At 61.9% G+C, this 18,216-nt stretch carries 17 protein-coding genes; 8 read left to right on the forward strand and 9 right to left on the reverse strand.

Going from position 1 to position 18,216, the window contains the following annotated elements:
- Positions 1-173: 173 nt before the first annotated feature.
- Genes AC1RO5_RS25755 through AC1RO5_RS25770 form a run of 4 tightly spaced genes read right to left on the reverse strand, consistent with a single transcriptional unit; the run spans position 174 to position 2,784 of the window.
- On the reverse strand, positions 174-1,487 hold the full coding sequence (locus AC1RO5_RS25755; RefSeq protein WP_493178369.1) for a sensor histidine kinase: 1,314 nt from the start codon (positions 1,485-1,487) through the stop codon (positions 174-176).
- A complete protein-coding gene (locus AC1RO5_RS25760; RefSeq protein WP_493178371.1) occupies positions 1,484-2,152 on the reverse strand; it encodes a response regulator transcription factor in 669 nt (222 codons plus the stop codon). The genes AC1RO5_RS25755 and AC1RO5_RS25760 overlap by 4 nt, the downstream gene beginning before the upstream one ends.
- A 3-nt stretch (positions 2,153-2,155) precedes the next feature.
- Entirely contained in the window at positions 2,156-2,437 is a 282-nt protein-coding gene (locus tag AC1RO5_RS25765) for a PepSY domain-containing protein (protein ID WP_493178422.1), read from the reverse strand.
- 38 nt (positions 2,438-2,475) lie between these two features.
- Complete coding sequence (locus AC1RO5_RS25770) at positions 2,476-2,784, reverse strand: PepSY domain-containing protein (protein ID WP_493178373.1); 309 nt, start codon at positions 2,782-2,784, stop codon at positions 2,476-2,478.
- 175 nt (positions 2,785-2,959) lie between these two features.
- Here AC1RO5_RS25770 and AC1RO5_RS25775 point away from each other — a divergent pair, with 175 nt between their 5' ends.
- The 5 genes from AC1RO5_RS25775 (at position 2,960) to codA (ending at position 8,316) form a co-directional block, all read left to right on the forward strand.
- Positions 2,960-4,039 (forward strand): patatin-like phospholipase domain-containing protein, encoded by a 1,080-nt coding sequence (locus AC1RO5_RS25775; protein ID WP_493178374.1) that lies wholly within the window; start codon positions 2,960-2,962, stop codon positions 4,037-4,039.
- A gap of 85 nt (positions 4,040-4,124) precedes the next feature.
- Positions 4,125-4,481, forward strand: coding sequence for a 6-carboxytetrahydropterin synthase QueD (queD, locus tag AC1RO5_RS25780; protein WP_007933061.1), 357 nt, complete (start codon positions 4,125-4,127; stop codon positions 4,479-4,481).
- A 261-nt stretch (positions 4,482-4,742) separates the two neighbouring features.
- Positions 4,743-5,567 carry an alpha/beta fold hydrolase gene (locus AC1RO5_RS25785; RefSeq protein WP_493178376.1) on the forward strand — a complete coding sequence of 275 codons (825 nt, stop codon included), beginning with the start codon at positions 4,743-4,745 and terminating at the stop codon, positions 5,565-5,567.
- Positions 5,568-5,786: 219 nt separating this feature from the next.
- Positions 5,787-7,058 carry a cytosine permease gene (gene codB, locus AC1RO5_RS25790; protein ID WP_493178377.1) on the forward strand — a complete coding sequence of 424 codons (1,272 nt, stop codon included), beginning with the start codon at positions 5,787-5,789 and terminating at the stop codon, positions 7,056-7,058.
- A gap of 13 nt (positions 7,059-7,071) precedes the next feature.
- The gene (codA, locus tag AC1RO5_RS25795; RefSeq protein WP_493178378.1) at positions 7,072-8,316 is read left to right on the forward strand and encodes a cytosine deaminase; all 1,245 of its coding nucleotides are present in this window, start codon (positions 7,072-7,074) and stop codon (positions 8,314-8,316) included.
- Positions 8,317-8,373: 57 nt separating this feature from the next.
- Here the strand turns inward: codA and AC1RO5_RS25800 are convergent, their stop codons facing one another.
- Positions 8,374-9,366 carry a diaminopimelate epimerase gene (locus AC1RO5_RS25800; protein WP_493178380.1) on the reverse strand — a complete coding sequence of 331 codons (993 nt, stop codon included), beginning with the start codon at positions 9,364-9,366 and terminating at the stop codon, positions 8,374-8,376.
- Positions 9,367-9,535: 169 nt separating this feature from the next.
- On the opposite strand from AC1RO5_RS25800, the gene AC1RO5_RS25805 reads away from it, so the two are divergent.
- The gene (locus AC1RO5_RS25805; protein WP_493178381.1) at positions 9,536-10,687 is read left to right on the forward strand and encodes an MFS transporter; all 1,152 of its coding nucleotides are present in this window, start codon (positions 9,536-9,538) and stop codon (positions 10,685-10,687) included.
- A 94-nt stretch (positions 10,688-10,781) separates the two neighbouring features.
- Here the strand turns inward: AC1RO5_RS25805 and AC1RO5_RS25810 are convergent, their stop codons facing one another.
- The 3 genes from AC1RO5_RS25810 to AC1RO5_RS25820 form a co-directional block, all read right to left on the reverse strand.
- Positions 10,782-13,205 (reverse strand): TonB-dependent siderophore receptor, encoded by a 2,424-nt coding sequence (locus AC1RO5_RS25810; protein WP_493178383.1) that lies wholly within the window; start codon positions 13,203-13,205, stop codon positions 10,782-10,784.
- Positions 13,206-13,302: 97 nt separating this feature from the next.
- On the reverse strand, positions 13,303-14,277 hold the full coding sequence (locus AC1RO5_RS25815) for a FecR family protein (protein ID WP_493178384.1): 975 nt from the start codon (positions 14,275-14,277) through the stop codon (positions 13,303-13,305).
- A gap of 58 nt (positions 14,278-14,335) precedes the next feature.
- Positions 14,336-14,836: a sigma-70 family RNA polymerase sigma factor gene (locus AC1RO5_RS25820; protein ID WP_019579957.1), complete on the reverse strand. Its 501-nt coding sequence runs from the start codon at positions 14,834-14,836 to the stop codon at positions 14,336-14,338.
- A gap of 196 nt (positions 14,837-15,032) precedes the next feature.
- On the opposite strand from AC1RO5_RS25820, the gene AC1RO5_RS25825 reads away from it, so the two are divergent.
- Entirely contained in the window at positions 15,033-16,160 is a 1,128-nt protein-coding gene (locus tag AC1RO5_RS25825; RefSeq protein ID WP_493178385.1) for an HlyD family secretion protein, read from the forward strand.
- Positions 16,157-17,749 (forward strand): DHA2 family efflux MFS transporter permease subunit, encoded by a 1,593-nt coding sequence (locus tag AC1RO5_RS25830; protein WP_493178386.1) that lies wholly within the window; start codon positions 16,157-16,159, stop codon positions 17,747-17,749. Before AC1RO5_RS25825 ends, AC1RO5_RS25830 begins: the two co-directional genes overlap by 4 nt.
- A gap of 21 nt (positions 17,750-17,770) precedes the next feature.
- Here AC1RO5_RS25830 and AC1RO5_RS25835 read toward each other — a convergent pair whose 3' ends face one another.
- On the reverse strand, positions 17,771-18,211 hold the full coding sequence (locus AC1RO5_RS25835) for a carboxymuconolactone decarboxylase family protein (protein WP_493178387.1): 441 nt from the start codon (positions 18,209-18,211) through the stop codon (positions 17,771-17,773).
- Between the last annotated feature and the right edge of the window lie 5 nt (positions 18,212-18,216).

Consider the following 18,216-nt stretch of genomic DNA (forward strand, 5'->3'; position numbering starts at 1 on the left):
GAAGCAGGCACAGCAAGGGGGAGCAAGCTCCCCCTTTAGTTTTTACCGGACACTAGTGACGCTCCGCGTGGGAATGCTGCCAGGGACGCTCCGCGTTCCGCTTTGGGATGTGACGCAGAGCGTCACGGGATTCATTCCCACGCAGAGCGTGGGAACGATCGGCTGGAGGGAAATCAGCGTTTGGGCAGTTCGATAGTCACTTTCAACCCGCCCCACTCGCTTTCCTCCAGTCTCAACACCCCGCCCCAGGTGTCGACGATGTCGCGCACGATACCCAATCCCAGCCCATGCCCATCGGTCTGTTCATCGAGCCGAGTACCGCGGCTGAACACCTGGTCGTGCTGGTCTTCGGGAATCCCCGGTCCATCGTCTTCCACGCTCAACTGAAAACTTTCAGTCGTTTCGACCACGCTCAACCGCACTTCGGCATCCGCCCATTTGCAGGCGTTGTCCAGCAGGTTACCCAGCAACTCCAGCAGATCTACGCGATCCCACGGCAGTTGCAAACCGGCCGGTGCGCGGTAGCTCAGGTCGAGGTGTTCACCGTGAATCATGTTCAGCGTGGCCAGCAACCCCGGCAGCTCGGCATCGCAATCAAACAACGCCCCCGGCAGTGCATCGCCGGACAACCGGGCGCGGTTGAGTTCGCGATTGAGTCGCTGCTGGACCTGCTCCAGTTGCGCTTGAATCACCTTGCGCAGCTGCGGATGAGCATCGAGTTTCTCGCTGGAGGCCAGGCTCAACAACACCGCCAACGGGGTTTTCAACGCATGCCCCAAGTTGCCCAAGGCATTGCGCGAGCGCTTGAGGCTGTCTTCGGTGTGGGCCAGCAAATGGTTGATCTGCGCCACCAGCGGCTCCAGCTCCACCGGCACTGCTTCGTCGAGTTGCGAACGCTGGCCCTGCTGCAACTGAGCGATTTGCTCGCGGGCCTTTTCCAGCGGGCGCAAGGCGCGGCGCACGGTGATCCGTTGCAACAGCAAAATCAGCAACAGCCCCGCCAGCCCCAACCCGAGGCCGACTTGTTGCATGCGCCGGAAGCTCTCGCGCACCGGCGTGTAGTCCTGAGCGACGCTGATGGAAATCGCCTGGCCCAACCGCCGGTAGTCCGAACGCAACACCAGCAACTGCTGCCCTTCCGGCCCTAGTTGCAGGCTGCTGTTCAGGCCCGGGTGTTCGAGCCGCGGCAGGTCCTGATCCCATAACGAGCGGGAACGCCAATGGCTGTCGGCAAAGTCGATGCGAAAGTAGTGCCCGGAGAACGGTCGCTGATAGGCCGGCGACAGATGCCGCTCATCCAGCTGCAACCCCTGCGGGCCACGCACCAGCGCCACCAGCAGGCTCTCACTGTCGTTGCGCAACCCGGCTTCGAGGTAGCGCTGCAAACCGATTTCGAACAGCCACAGACTGGTTTGCGCCAGCACCAGGCCGACGATCACCATCACGCTGATCAGGCCCAGGCTCAAACGGCGCTGGATCGACCTCACTGGGCTTGCCCGCCGAACAGGTAACCCTGGCCGCGACGGGTTTCGATCACGCTGCGGCCGAGCTTGCGGCGCAGGTGGTTGACGTGGACTTCGAGCACGTTGGAATCGCGCTCGGTTTCACCGTCGTAGAGGTGTTCGGCGAGGTGGCTTTTGGAAAGGATCTGTTCGGGGTGCAGCATGAAATAACGCAGCAGGCGGAATTCGGCGGCGGTGAGCTGGATGTCGGCGCCGTCGCGGGTCACGCACTGGCGACCTTCATCCAGGTGCAGCCCGGCGGCCTTGAGCGTCGGCTGATTGGCCTGGCCATGGGAACGGCGCAACAACGACTGAATGCGCAGGTGCAGCTCTTCCGGGTGGAAGGGTTTACTCAGGTAATCGTCGGCGCCGGCCTTGAGGCCTTCGATCCGCTCGGCCCAGGAACCGCGCGCGGTGAGAATCAGCACCGGCGTGGCCAGGCCACCGGCCCGCCACTGCGCCAGCACCTCAAGCCCCGGCAAACCCGGCAGGCCGAGGTCGAGGATGATCAGGTCATACGGCTCGCTGCCGCCCTGGTACACCGCATCGCGGCCGTCAGCCAGCCAGTCCACGGCGTAACCCTGCCGGTTGAGGCCGGCCATCAATTCGTCGGCCAGCGGCACGTGGTCTTCCACCAGGAGCAAACGCATCGATCAATCTTCCTTGTCTTTCAGTAAGGCGCCGGTGGTGGCGTCCAGGTCCAGCTCGCGCACTACGCCTTCGGCGGTCAGCAGCTCGACTTCATAAACATAGACGTCGTGTTTTTCTTCAAGCTCGGCTTCCAGCAGCCTGGCCCCGGGATAGCGGTCCAGAGCTTGTTGCAAGAGCTGCTCCAGCGGCAGGATCACACCTTGTTGGCGCAAGCGCAGGGCTTCGTCCTGATCCAGGTCGCGGGCCACGGCCACCGAGCAAAAAGCCAGAAGCATCAGCACCATGCGACTGCTGGCGCGCCGATTCAAAAAAAGCACCTTCATTACGTATCCTGATGATCCTTGAGGACCTGCCCGTTGACCGCATCCAGTTCCAGGTCCCACTCAATGCCCTGCGGGTCGCGCAGTTCCACCTGGTATTTGTACTTGCCGTACTCTTCTTCGAGCTCGGTTCCGGTGACGGTCGAGCCGGGGTGTTTGGCCAGAGCGGTGGCGTTGAGCTGCTCGAAAGGCACAATGGTACCAGCGTCGCGCAGTCTCAGGGCTTCGTCGGGCCCCAGGTCGCGGGCATGGGCGGTGCTGACGGTCAGGCTGATGAGGGACGCGGTGAACAGGGCAGTCAGGATTTTCATGGGGGTGGTTCCGTATTTTTTTATGTGTTGCTACGAAGCGACCTTAGCGATTCGAACTTAATTGAAACTGAATTGCCATCATTGGGAATAGCTGATGCATTCCCCTACATTGATCGGGGACAATCGCAGCCCAAGAGGTGCTTATAATCCCCCGCTGCCAGACATCGAGACCGGTATGACCGCTATCCACATCAAGTTCCCTTCCCTGACCCTCAAGGCCGGCCCGCGTGCTCTGGCGCGCATCCGTGCCAACGGCTTGAGCGCTGCCGATGTGGGCACGTTGCCGGGCGCCGCCGGTGGCCCGAAAGCGCTGGGGATTCAGGGTCTGGACCTGGCGCTGTTCGGCGAATGGCTGCCGGCGGCGCCCCGGGAGCGTTCGCTGATCGGCGCCTCGGTGGGCTCCTGGCGGTTCGCCAGCGCCTGCCTGCCGGATGCCGCCGAAGGCATCCGCCGCCTCGGCCATCTGTACACCGAGCAGAACTTCGCCAAGGGCGTGACCATGGCGCAGATCAGCCAGAGCTCCCGGCGCATGCTCGATGATTTGCTCGACGGCCGCGATGCCTCGATTCTGGATAACGCCCACTACCGCCTGAACATCATGGTGGTCAAAAGCCACGGCCTGTTGGCGGACGATCATCGCGGCCGGTTGGGGCTGGGCCTGTCGTCGGTGATCGCTGACAACCTGCGCGGTCGCGCACGGCTGTCGCGGCATTTCGAGCGGCTGATCATCCACGACCCGCGCCAGGCGCCACCGGTCAACGCGCTGAATGATTTCCCGTCACGCTTCATCTCACTGGATGCCGGCAACCTGCGCCAGGCCCTGCTCGCCTCGGGTTCGATCCCGATGGTCATGCAAGGCGTGCGAGACTTGCCGGGCGCAGGCATTGGGACATTCCGCGATGGAGGTCTGCTGGACTATCACCTCGACCTGCCCTACAGCGGCAACGACATCGTGCTGTATCCGCACTTCACCGACCGGGTGATCCCCGGCTGGTTTGACAAGACGTTGCCATGGCGCCGCGCCTGCCCTGAGCGCTTGCAGGATGTTCTGCTGCTGGCGCCGTCGAAGGAATACCTGGCGCGCCTGCCCTACGGCAAACTGCCGGACCGCAACGACTTCAAGCGCTTCATGGGCGATGCCCCGAGCCGGCGGAAGTACTGGCGCGCTACGATGGATGAAAGCCGTCGCCTGGGCGATGAGTTCCTCGAACTGACCGCCAACGGTCGCCTCGGCGAGCGCTTGCTGACCCTTTAGTCAGTGTTTTGCCCAGAGCTCTGGTAAACTCGCCTCCTGCCCACATCGCCGCGGCGATCGCCACCTGAAAGAGCTGAACATCACTGTGGAAATCTTCAAAGAATTTACCTTCGAATCCGCCCATCGCCTGCCCCACGTACCGGACGGCCACAAGTGCGGCCGCCTGCACGGCCACTCGTTCAAAGTGGCGATTCACCTGAGCGGCGATCTTGATCCGCACACCGGCTGGATCCGCGATTTCTCGGAAATCAAGGAGATCTTCAAGCCGCTCTACGAGCGCCTGGACCACAACTACCTGAACGACATTCCCGGCCTGGAAAACCCGACCAGCGAAGTGCTGGCCAAGTGGATCTGGAATGAGTTGAAGCCGTTGTTGCCGGAACTCAGCGCGATCCGCATCCACGAGACCTGCACCAGCGGTTGCATCTATCGCGGTGAGTAAACAGCCTAAAGCAACGCAAATCCCCTGTGGCGAGGGGGCTTGTCGGAACGCCGCATCGCCCCGTTTGAGTGCGTAGCGCTCACAAGATCTTTGGTATATCAGAGATTTTGGGGCTGCTTCGCAACCCAACGGGGGCAAGCCCCCTCGCCACAGGGCTCCCACAAGAAAAATGCGTTTCGTCAGTGAATAGAGAAACAGCCTTCAATGGCTGTTTTTTTATGCCTATGCTTTTTGGCTCGCACACGCCAAGAGGACGCACCCATGACTGACTGGCCGCTGGCTCAGACCTATCGTTTCAACGGGCACTCCGTTCGCTACGCCGTACGTGGCGACGGTCCGCCGCTGGTGTTCGTGCATGGCACGCCCTTCTCTTCTTATGTGTGGCACCGGATTGCGCCGCACTTCATCACCACACACCGGGTGTATTACTTCGATTTGCTGGGTTACGGGCAATCCGCACAGCCGGACGCCGATGTGTCGCTGGGCGTGCAAAACCAACTGTTGGCGCAATTGCTGGAGCACTGGGGCCTGGAACGGCCAGACGTGGTAGCCCACGATTTCGGCGGCGCCACTGTGTTGCGCGCGCATCTGCTCAATGGCAAGGATTACCGCAGCCTGACGCTGATTGACCCGGTGGCGCTGTCGCCCTGGGGTTCGCCGTTCGTGCAGCATGTGCGTCAGCATGAAGCGGCGTTCAGCGGCCTGCCTGATTACATTCAACGGGCGATTGTGCCGACCTATATTCGTGGCGCGATCAAACGCGAGATTCCCGATCAGGAGCTGGCGCCCTACGTGCAGCCTTGGCTGGGTGATTCGGGGCAAGCGGCGTTCTATCGGCAGATCGCGCAGATGGATGAGCGTTATACCCGCGAGGTCGAAACGCTGTATCCGACGATTCGCTGCCCGGTGCAAATTCTTTGGGGGGAAGACGATCAGTGGATTCCCATTGAGCGCGGGCAGGCGTTGCATCAGATGATTGCGGGGTCGCAGTTTCATCCCGTTGCGAATGCCGGGAACCTGGTTCAAGAGGACGCGCCGGAGGCGATCATGGCGGCAATATTGCGATTTTTACCGTTGGCCGGGTGATTTTCAAGATCAAAGGATCGCAGCCTTCGGCAGTTCCTACAGGTGCGATCCTGGCAATTCTACCAACACCACAAATGTTCCAATTTGACTCAACCCCGCACTGCTTTCGAGCTCCCCCCGGGCCAAATCCGCCTGCTCGGCTATAAAGAACAACACCCTCGCGCCATTGGCACGAGCACTGCAACACCCTCGCGTCCTCCATCCAGCAAGGAATGCCACATGACGCAGAACGATCCGGGCAATGATTACCCCCTCAGCGAAGTTCCGATGCACGCCCGCAAGGGGCTCGCCTCCACGGCCATGGTGCTGCTGGGTTTTACCTTCTTCACGGCGACCATGTTTGCCGGCGGCAAGCTCGGGGTGGCGTTCAGTTTCGGCGAGATGCTGATGGTGATCGTCGTCGGCAATCTGCTGCTGGGGATTTACGCCGCGGGGCTTGGCTACATCGCCTTCAAGAGCGGCCTCAATTCAGTGCTGATGGGCCGCTTCTGCTTCGGCGAAGTGGGCAGCAAGCTCAGCGACCTGATCCTCGGCTTCACCCAGATCGGCTGGTACGCCTGGGGCACCGCGACCGCAGCCGTCGTACTCGGCAAATATTTCGAACTGAGCGAGAGCACCGTTCTGGGGCTGATGGTGCTGTTCGGCCTGGGCTTTTGCGCCACGGCGTACATCGGCTATCGCGGGCTGGAGATTCTGTCGTACATCGCCGTACCCGCCATGATGTTGCTGCTGATGCTGTCGATGTGGGTCGCGACAGTGAAGGTCGGCGGTCTCGAGGGTTTGCTTGCAGTGGTGCCGACGGGAACACTGGATTGGTCGACCGCGATTACCCTGGTGTTCGGCACCTTCGTCAGTGGCGCGACCCAGGCGACCAACTGGACGCGCTTCTCCCGCTCGGCGCGGGTCGCGGTGCTGGCGAGTCTGATCGGTTTCTTTATCGGCAATGGCCTGATGGTGCTGATCGGTGCCTATGGCGCCATCGTCTACCAGCAACCGGACGTGGTCGAAGTGCTGTTGCTGCAAGGCTTCGCCATGGCCGCGATGGCGATGTTGCTGCTCAATATCTGGAGCACTCAGGACAACACCATCTACAACTTCGCCGTCGCCGGCTGCAACCTGTTGCGCACCGGCCGACGCAAAACCGTGACCCTCGCCGGCGCGGTGATCGGCACGCTGCTGGCGCTGCTGGGCATGTACGACATGCTGGTGCCTTACCTGATTCTGCTGGGCACGGTGATTCCGCCGATTGGCGGGGTGATCATGGCCGACTTTTTCTTCCGCTACCGCGGTCAGTATCCACGCCTGGCCGATACCCGGTTGCCGGCGTTCAACTGGCCTGGCCTGAGCGCTTATGCGGTCGGCACCGTCGCGGCATTCAGCTCCCCGTGGGTCGCGCCGCTGGTAGGGATTGCCACTGCCGCGCTAACGTATGTGTTATTGACCGGCGTACTGGGTGCCCGTACCGCCGAAGCGCCACTACAAGATCTCTAAAAGGACTCGCCTGATGCACATCATCAACGCTCGCCTGCGCAACCAAGAAGGCCTGCATGAGTTGCACCTGGAAAACGGCCTGATTCACAGCATCGCCCGGCAAACCGAGGCCCCGTCACTGGGGCCTGATGACTTGGACGCCGGCGGTAATCTGGTGGTGCCGCCCTTCGTCGAACCGCACATTCACCTCGACGCCACCCTGACTGCCGGCGAACCGCGCTGGAACATGAGCGGCACGCTGTTCGAAGGCATCGAGTGCTGGGGCGAGCGCAAGGCAACCATCACTCAGGAAGACACCAAGACCCGCGCCAAAAAAACCATCCAGACCCTCGCCGCCCACGGCATTCAGCACGTGCGCACCCACGTCGATGTCACCGACCCGGAGCTGACTGCGCTCAAGGCGATGCTCGAAGTCCGCGAGGAAAGCCGCCACCTGATCGACCTGCAAATCGTCGCATTCCCCCAGGAAGGCATCGAGTCGTACCGCAACGGGCGCGAGCTGATGGAAGAAGCGATCCGCCTGGGTGCCGATGTGGTCGGAGGCATTCCGCATTTCGAATACACCCGGGACCAAGGCGTGAGCTCGGTGAAGTTCCTGATGGACCTGGCCGAACGCACAGGCTGTCTGGTGGACGTGCACTGCGACGAAACCGACGACCCGCACTCACGCTTCCTTGAAGTGCTGGCCGAGGAGGCCCGCAGCCGCGACATGGGTTCGCGCGTCACCGCCAGCCACACTACGGCGATGGGCTCCTACGACAACGCTTACTGCGCGAAACTGTTTCGCTTGCTCGGGCATTCCGGGATCAGTTTTGTTTCTTGCCCCACCGAAAGCATCCACCTGCAGGGACGCTTCGACAACTTCCCGAAACGCCGTGGCGTGACCCGCGTCAATGAGTTGCTCGAAGCGGGGATGAACGTGTGTTTCGGCCAGGACTCGATCGTCGACCCGTGGTATCCGCTGGGCAATGGCAACATCCTGCGGGTGCTCGAGGCCGGTTTGCACATCTGCCACATGCTCGGTTATCGCAATTTGCAGAGTGCGCTGGACCTGGTCACAGACAACAGTGCCAAGGCGATGAACCTGGGCGATCGCTATGGTCTGGAACGGGGCCGGCCGGCGAATCTGCTGATTCTGTCGGCGGACAGCGATTACGAGGTGATCCGCAGCCAGGGTCTGCCTCTGTATTCGATTCGCGGGGGCAAGGTGTTGATGAAGCGACAGATGCCGGTGGTTGAGTGGGCGGATCGGCTCTGAATCTTCGCTGACAGTTCGGGCGTCATCGCGAGCAGGCTCGCGATGACGGTCCCAAAATCACCCCATCAACCGCGCCGTCCCAAACAACCTGACCCGACTCAATTCGCCCTCCTGCTCTTCCAGCAGAATCGGCGCCGTGCCGCCGGGCATGACCACTTTCACTTCCCCGGCTACCACCCAACCCACTCGCCACGCCGCGCACGCCACCGCACTGGCGCTGGTGCCCGACGACTCGGTCGGCCCTTCGCCACGCTCGAACACCCGCGCAACGATGCGCCCTTCGGACTCAAGCATCGCCCATTGCAGGTTCACTCCGGCCGCACACGGCTGCCCTGCCCCGGCTGGCGTGGCGTAAGCGATGCGGGTCAATCCTCCTGACAGTTCCGGCTCGCGCATCTGCGCGTTACTCGGCAACGCATCGGCGCCTGTCACTAAGGTCACACAATGGGGATTACCGATGCGCACGAACTGGCTGCGGTTCCAGGCAGGGTCGAGCGTCGACAACGGCCGCACGTGACTGACATCACGCCCATTCAACACCACGGCTTCAACCCCTTGCGCACCCACCGCGTCAGGCCCGAACGAAGGCTGCCCCAAGTCCAGCCAGAACCCTTGCACGCCATCGATTTCGGCGGGTTTCACCGAAGTCGCCACCGGCGAAACCGCATCATTCTTGTCGTGATGAACCCTGAGCAGGCAAGCCTCCTCCCTCGGCATCAGCCCTCGTTCACTCAGGGCCTGGGAAAAAATCGTCAGGCCATTGCCACTACGCTCGGCCAGGCTGCCGTCGGTGTTGACGATCAGCAGGTCAAACGGCGGCGAAGATTGAAACGGCCCCACCAGCAAGCCATCGCAACGATGCGCCTTGCTGCCGGGCGGTTGTGTCCCGGGAGCCCAGCCGCAGAATGCCTCTATGGCTGACACGGCCCAGGTCTCACGGGTTTGCGCGGCCTGGCTGGCGTGGACAGGCAGGTCGATACCGCTGCGGCGCAGGGCGTCAGGCGCCACGACCACGTAGATATTGCCTCGAGCATCGTACATCCGCGTCATGGTGCCCCCCCTATGAACAATTGATCCGTCGACAATATCGCGAAACAGCGGCTGGCTGTGCAAGGATGTCACCCTGCCTGACTGCTGCCCCCACCGGAACGTGGTGATCGAACCCTTTGCGGTTGTTCACTGTCCTTTGGGGACGCGACGTTTTTTGCCAAGGATCGATATGACCAGCCTCAACACCCAAGCCGCCTTCGTCCCCGGACGCCTGGAACAGATGTCCACGCGCATCGCCTTTTTCATCGCCGGGTTCGGCATCGCGGCCTGGGCGCCGCTGGTGCCTTACGCCAAGGCACGGGCCGGGCTGGATGAAGGCACCCTCGGGCTGTTGCTGTTGTGTCTGGGGGTGGGTTCGATTCTGGCGATGCCCATGGCCGGGATTCTGGCGACGCGCTTCGGCTGCCGCCGGGTGTTGAGCGGCGGGACTTTGTTGATCTGTGCGGCGCTGCCGCTGTTGGCGACGGTGTCTTCGATTCCGGCGTTGATCGCGGCGTTGTTCATGTTCGGCGCGGGCCTCGGCACGGTGGATTCGACGGTGAACCTGCAAGCGGTGATCGTCGAGCGGGCCAGCGGCAAGACCATGATGTCGGGTTTTCATGGGCTGTTCAGCCTCGGCGGGATCGTTGGCGCGGCGGGTGTCAGCGCCCTGCTCGGTTTGGGCTTTTCGCCGCTGGGGGCGATGTTGGTGGTGATCGTGATTCTAGTGCTGGCATTGCTTAAAGCCGCGCCGCACCTGCTGCCTTACGGCAGTGAAAGCTCCGGCCCGGCATTTGCCGTGCCCCATGGCATCGTGCTGTTTATCGGCGGGATGTGCTTCATCGTGTTCCTGGCCGAAGGCGCGGCGCTCGACTGGAGCGCGGTGTTCCTGACGCAGGAACGCGGGATCGACACCGCGTATGCCGGGCTGGGTTATGCAGCATTTGCGCTGACCATGACGCTCGGGCGCTTGACCGGCGACAGGATTGTCCGGCGTCTTGGTTATACGCGAGTGATTGTGTTCGGTGGGCTGACGGCCGCGACAGGCCTGGCGCTGGCGACGTTCGCACCGGCATGGGAGACGGCGCTGGTGGGTTATGCGTTGCTGGGGGCTGGCTGCTCGAACATTGTGCCAGTGCTGTACACCGCCGTCGGCAAACAGACCGTCATGCCGGAAAGCATTGCCGTGCCGGCCATTACCACGTTGGGCTATGCCGGGATTCTCGCCGGGCCTGCCGTGATCGGCTTTATCGCCCATGGCAGCAGTTTGAGTTTTGCCTTTGGGTTGATGGCGATGTTGCTGGTGGCCGTGGCCATCGGCGGGAAGGTGTTGAAGGTTTAAAGCGAAAAGATCGCAGCCTGCGGCAGCTCCTCCAGGGGAAACGCATATTCCGCGTAGGAGCTGCCGAAGGCTGCGATCTTTTGATCTTCAGTCGTTAAAAACCGACGCTGGCCTGCACAAAGAACGTGCGTGGCGCGCCGACGTACATCCCCGAGTTGTTGTCGCTGGAACGGGTGAAATACTGCTTGTCGAAGATGTTTTTCACCCCGGCGCCGACTTTCAGGTTCGACAATTGCGGACCGAAGTCATAACCACCTCGCACGTTCCAGGTCACGTAACCCGGAATGTCACCGTACTGCCCGTCTGCGGAACCTTCGGTGATGTAGTGGCCGCTGAAGCTGCCATCGGCATTCACTCCGGTCCCCGGTGAACGCTGCTTGGACTGGGCAAAGGCATCGAGGTTGTAGGTCCAGCGGTTGATGTCGTAACGCAGCCCGGCGGTGGCCACCTGCCGCGAGTAGAACGGCAGATCACGGCCCTTGAAGCCCGGGATCTCACCTTCATACGTGGCGCGGGTGTAGGTGAAACCGGCGTTGGCGGTCAGGCCGTCGAGCATTGGGTTGAGCGCCGACATGTCGTAATGCACCGACGCTTCAAGGCCCTGGTGCTTGGTCGCGCCGAGGTTGGTCCAGCCCACGTCGTTGCTGATGTATTGCAGTTCGTCATCGAAGTCGATGTAGAACAGCGTCACTTCCCCGCCCCACACGTCATCGTTGTAGCGCGTACCGATCTCGTAGGTCTTGGCCTTTTCCGGGCTCAAGCCGTTGGCAGTGTTGTCACCCGAACCACCCTGGCCGAGCTGGAAATATTGCAGGCTGCCGAACGAGGTTTCGTAGTTGGCTAACAGTTTCCAGGCATCGGACAGGTGATACATCACGCTCAAGGCCGGCAGCGGTTCGTTGCTGTCGATGCTGCGGCGTTTTTCCTGCACGCGTTTGCCGGCGGTGTCGAGAACCGGCCTGTCGTGCCATTCGGTGCTGATGCTTTCAAAACGGATGCCGGGGGTCACGGTCCAGTTGCCGACATCGATCTTGTCATCGATGTAAACGGCGTGGGCTTCGGTGCCGCCGGTGCGGTCCTGGAACACATGGCCATCGGACGTTTTGCTGACCACCGGCTGATTGTTCACCAGCGCCAGACGGCTCGACTCTTCGTGCATGCCTTCTTTCAGGTAGCGATAACCAACGCTGGCTTCCTGCGTGGTCGGGCCCAGGTCGAACACATGGGACACCCGCGGTTCGATGTCGAAGGTGTAGTAAGTGCGTGGATAAGAGCTGAGGGTTTTCTGGTCGCGCGCGGCGATGGTGCTGCCACGGAAGCTGTCGGAATAGTAGGTCAGCACTTCGGCCTGGGTACGGTCGTCGATCTGCCGCGCCCACTTGAACGACACGTCCTTGCGGCGGCCGCTGAAGTTGTCATGGTCGCGGTCGGACTGGAACGGATCGGCGTCGTACTGCTTCTGCGTCAGGCCGCCGGGCATGTCGGCGCTGGCGTCGTAGTAATGGAAGTTGAGGCTGAAATCGTCCTGATCGGTGGGCGCCCAGTGGGTCTTGAAGATCACGTCGTCGATGTCATTGCCGTTGTTGCTTTTGCGATAACCGTTGCCGTTCACCCCGGAATACAACAGCGCCACGCCCAAGCCGTTATCGGCGGTGCCGCCGAGAAACGCGGTGTCGATGTGTTTCCAGCCACCGCGCTGGGTGGTTTCCAGGGTGGTGCCGATTTCACCGGTGGCTTTCTCCGGGATCGCGCGGGTGACGAAGTTGATCACGCCACCGACGTTCTGCGGCCCATAACGCACGGAACCGGCGCCGCGCACCACGTCGATGCTGTCGAGGTTGCCGGAGGAAATCGGCGCCATGGACAGCTGCGGCTGGCCGTAAGGCGCGAAGGCGGCCGGCACGCCGTCGATCAGTACGGTGGAGCGTGGCGACAGGCGCGAGGTCAGGCCGCGCACACCGACGTTCAGGGAAATGTCGCTGCCGCCCGTGCCGTTGGCGTCCTGCACTTGCACGCCGGGCACGCGCTTCAATACGTCGCCGACGTTCATCGCGCCCTGCTCGACCATCGCTTCACGGCGAATCACCGTGCGCGCGCCGGGATGGTTTTGCACCACGGCGGCATTGGCATCGCCGAGCCAGTCGCCCACCACCTTGATGTCGGTCACGCCCAATTCCAGCGGGCCATTTGAGGCGGAAGTCGGGGCCGGCATCAGCGTTACCGAACCTTCATCGATCTGGTATTGCAGACCGCTGCCTTGCAGTAATTGGCGCAAGGCCTGTTCCGGCGAGAGGTTGCCATCGACTACCGGAGCCTGTTTGCCGGCCACCAGTTCCGGGCTGAAAAAAACCTGCAGTGAGGTTTGCTGGCCCAGCTGACTCAAGGCCTGCCCCAATGGCTGCGCCTGAATATGAATGGCATCGGCAGCAAACGCCTGGGGCAGCGCCGAGCTGACCGCCAGGGCGAGAGCGAGGGGCAGCCAGGATGATTTGTTATTTTTAGCGGTGGTTTTCTTCACGTCGAACGTTGTCCTGTGGATCGCAAGAGTGTGCGTCTGTTAATGCAAACCAGTTGCAGTTGGACAAGAAGACGAAGAACTCGAAAAAAACCTGAATCTATCGGGAAATTATTTCCTGGCTGCCGTCATCGAGGGTACGGATGGCCACCGGCAGAATGCTCGGCAAGGCCTTGAGCAGCGCATCGGTGTTGTCGGATTTGAACACGCTGGTCAGGCGCAGGTTGCCCACTTGGGCACTGCCGACCGTCAGCGGTTTCTCCCGATAACGCGACACTTCCTCGGCCACTTCGCTGAGGCTGGCGTTGTTGAACACCAGTTTGCCGCTGCGCCATGCGGTCAGTTCCGCAGGATTGACCGCATAAGCAGCAGTCACTTTGCCCTGGGCATTGATGCGAGTGCCGAAGCCGGCGGTAAGGCTGACGAAATCGTCGCCGCTCCCTTGAACCCTGACCGTGCCCTGCTCCACCGCGACCCGGGTTTCGGCGCTGTCGCGGCGCACATCGAACCGGGTGCCGGTGACCGTGACCTTGCCGCTGCCCGCCTCGACCACGAACGGTCGACTGCTGTCGTGCTCGACGCTGAACATCGCCTCGCCTTGCGTCAACTCGATGCCCCGACGATCCTTTTCATAGCGCACCTGCACCCGGCTGCGGCTGTTCAGATCAATCACCGAACCGTCCGGCAACGCCACATGACGACGTTCGCCAAGGGCCGTGGAATATTCAGCCGTGTAGGTCGCCGGAGGGTTCAAGCCACTGAACAGCCCCAGGCCGAGCGCCACCGCCAACACGCTGGCGGCCACCGCGTAACGCACCAGCGGACGACGTTTACTGCTCGCCGCCGGGGTTTCACACAAGGCGTGCAGACGCTTGGCCGGCAATCGATCGGCCGCCACCCACAGGTTCTGGAGTATCTGATATTCGTTGCGATGCTGAGGGTGTTCGTCCAGCCAGCTCTCGAAGCTGCGCTGTTCTTCAGCGCTGACGGCAGGTTCCTGCAAACGCACAAACCACCGCGCCGCGTCGTCGCGAACCGTTGTTTGCCCGCACGCACAATCACGAGTATCCATCATGGAGAGTCCTGCTTGGCTGGGGACAAGAAGCCGGCGATCTGTTCGGGACAACGCAACATCATGGTTGTGACCCGTCCAGACGATCACGCAGATGCCGCAGGGTGCGGATCATATACTTTTCCACCATGTTCCTGGACAGCCCCAGGCGTTCGGCGATTTCGGCCTGGGTCAGGCCTTCGATCTTCTGCCAGACGAACACCTTGCGGCAGTTGAGCGGCAACTCGGTGAGCGCCCGCTCGATGGAATCCGCCAACTGGATCGCGTGCATGAAATGCTCCGGGTCGCCGGACGACGACACACTGTGATCGATCGCCTCCGACTCCATGGCGCCCCGCCGATCCTCACGCCGATAACCGTCCACCGCGATGTTGCGCGCGGTCTGGTGCAAATACGCCCGAGGTTGTTGCACCGCCGCCGAATCGGACTCGAGCACCCGCACGAAGGTGTCATGGGCCAGGTCCTCGGCCTGCTGACGATTTCTCAGGCGACGGGTCCAGGTGCCGATCAACTCTTCGTAGTGCTCGAAAAAACCGGGTCTGCGGGGCAGCTTGGGGGTCATTGCGGCGTGCTGTGGGGAGGAGGCGTGAATAGTAATGCTTCCTATTAAGCTCGGCAAATCATTCCTCCCCACATCGACTCCCCAGATTGGTTCGTGGACGTGCCAGACGACCGGTAGCAAAAATCTATTGCCACGAAATATTATCTGCGTCATATTACATCCGTAATAAAGCACCGCTTCTCACAGGTATTTGTCCATGACCAGCATGCCCAGCCTTGAACCCGACCTTGCTGTCGCAGTGAACCCACCCAAGCCTCCCCTGCTGAAACGGCTGGTGCTGCTAACGGCAGCCATCGCAGCCCTGGTGTTTATCGGGCTGTACGCGAGCCATTGGTGGACGGCCGGGCGCTTCATCGAAGAAACCGACGATGCCTACATTGGCGGCGACGTCACGGTGATCGGCCCGAAAGTCGCCGGCTATATCGAAGAAGTGCTGGTGACCGACAACCAGAGGGTCAAGGCCGGCGATGTGCTGATCCGGATCGACGCCCGTGACTATCGCGCCAACCTGGCCAAGGCCGAAGGCGCGGTGGCCGCTGAAGAAGCGTTGCTCGCCAACCTCGACGCCACCGAACAACTGCAGCACGCAGTGATCGGCCAGGCCCGCGCCGGCATCGATGCCGCGGGCGCCGAAACCGCGCGCTCGCGGGACGACAATGCCCGCTACAAACGCCTGGTGGGCAGCAATGCCGTCTCGGTGGAAAGCGCGCAACGAGTCGACGCCACCTTCAAGACTGCCCAGGCGCAGAGTGCCCGGGCCCAGGCCGAATTGCTGGCCGCGCAACGCCAGTTGAACGTGATCGAAACCCAGAAACAACAAGCCCGCGCGGCGTTGATACAAGCGCGGGCCGAGCGTGATCTGGCGCAGTTGAACGTCGGCTATACCGAGTTGAAAGCCCCCGTCGATGGCGTGATCGGCAATCGTCGGGCGCGGGTCGGCGCTTATGCCCAGGCCGGTTCGCAACTGTTGTCGTTGGTGCCGGCCAGCGGGTTGTGGGTCGATGCCAATTTTAAAGAAGATCAGCTAGCGCGGATGACGCCGGGCCAGCGCGTGATCGTGCATGCCGACGTGCTCAAGGGGCGTGAATTCCACGGGCATCTGGACAGCCTCGCGCCGGCCAGCGGTTCGCAGTTCAGCGTGCTGCCACCGGAAAACGCCACCGGTAACTTCACCAAAATCGTCCAGCGGGTGCCGGTGCGGATCCTGCTCGACCCGGCGGATGGCGTACTCGGTCATCTGCGTCCAGGCCTGTCGGTGACGGCCGAAGTGGACACCCGCGCCGAGCCTGAAGCTCAAACCCCAACCGTGGCCAGTACGCCATGAGCCGCGCCCTCGCCGCCCCCGCGCAACCGTTCAACGCCGCCAACATGGCGACGGCGACCAAGGTGTTCGCCTTCGCCACGATGTGCATCGGCATGTTCATTGCGCTGCTGGACATCCAGATCGTCTCGGCGTCGCTGCGTGACATCGGCGGCGGGCTCTCGGCCGGCACCGACGAAACTGCCTGGGTGCAGACCAGTTACCTGATCGCCGAAATCATCGTGATTCCGCTGTCGGGCTGGTTGTCCCGGGTGTTCTCGACCCGCTGGCTGTTCTGCGCCTCGGCGATTGGCTTCACCCTGGCCAGCCTGCTCTGCGGCGTGGCCTGGAACATCCAGAGCATGATCGCCTTCCGTGCCCTGCAAGGGTTTCTCGGTGGTTCAATGATTCCGCTGGTGTTCACCACCGCGTTCTTTTTCTTCAGCGGCAAGCAACGGGTGATCGCCGCTGCAACCATCGGCGCCGTGGCCTCGCTGGCACCGACGCTGGGGCCGGTGATCGGTGGCTGGATCACTGACATTTCGTCCTGGCACTGGCTGTTCTACATCAACCTGGTGCCGGGGATTTTCGTCGCGGTGGCAGTGCCGATGCTGGTGAAAATCGACCAGCCGGAATTGTCGCTGCTCAAGGGCGCCGACTACCTGAGCATGCTGTTCATGGCGGGGTTTCTCGGCTGCCTGGAATACACCCTCGAAGAAGGTCCACGCTGGAACTGGTTCAGCGACAGCACGATTCTGACCACCGCGTGGATCAGCGGCCTGGCCGGATTGGCCTTCATCGGTCGCACACTCCATGTGGCTAATCCGATCGTCGACCTGCGCGCCTTGAAGGACCGCAACTTCGCCCTCGGCTGTTTCTTTTCGTTCGTCACCGGGATCGGCCTGTTCGCGACGATTTACCTGACGCCACTGTTTCTCGGCCGGGTGCGCGGCTACAGCGCGCTGGACATTGGCCTGGCGGTTTTTTCCACCGGGGTGTTCCAGATTATGGCGATTCCGCTGTACGCCTTTCTGGCCAATCGCATCGACCTGCGCTGGATCATGATGACCGGCCTTGGGCTGTTCGCCCTGTCGATGTGGGATTTCAGCCCGATCACCCATGACTGGGGGGCTAGAGAATTGATTCTGCCGCAAGCCTTGCGCGGGATCGCGCAGCAACTGGCGGTGCCGCCGGCGGTAACCCTGACCCTTGGCGGGTTGGCACCGGCGCGGCTCAAACATGCTTCGGGATTATTCAACCTGATGCGTAACCTCGGCGGCGCAATGGGGATCGCTGCGTGCGCGACCATCCTCAATGACCGCACCAACCTGCACTTCACCCGGTTGGCGGAGAACCTGAATAGCACCAACGAAGCACTCAATCAGTGGCTGTCCCAGGTCGGCCACAACTTCGCCGCCCTCGGGCAGAGCGGTGACATCGGCGTCACCGCCAGCCTGCATCAACTGTGGCTGCTGACCTACCGCGAAGCGCAGACGCAAACCTACGGCGACGCGTTCCTGATGATCATGGTCTGCTTCATTCTCGCCACGGCGATGGTGCCCTTGATGCGCAAGGTGCAACCACCGGCCGCGCCGAGTGCCGATGCACATTGAGTCTGGCGCTATTGCAAAAAATCAGGCCTGAGGCATCTTGCGGAAACCCACGGCCAGACGGTTCCAGCTGTTGATGGTGGAAATCGCCACGGTCAGGTCGACCATTTCCTTGGGGCTGAACTCGGCGCTGAGCAGCGCATAGTCTTCGTCCGGGGCGCGGGTCAGGCTCAGTTGGGTCAAGGACTCGGTCCAGGCCAGCGCGGCGCGCTCACGATCGGTGAAGAACGGTGCCTCGCGCCAGGCTGTCACGGCGAACAGCCGGCGCGGTGTTTCCCCGTCCTTGATGGCATCGGCAGTGTGCATGTCGATGCAGAAGGCACAACCGTTGATCTGCGACGCGCGCAGCTTGACCAGTTCGATCAGCGACTTTTCCAGCGGTAGTTTCGAGACCGCGGTTTCCAGGGCCATCATGGCCTTGAGGGCGTCTGGGGAGGCGGTGTAGAAATCGATACGAGGTTGCATGGCGA

Source organism: Pseudomonas sp. GW822-FHT02G04 (assembly GCF_058802085.1).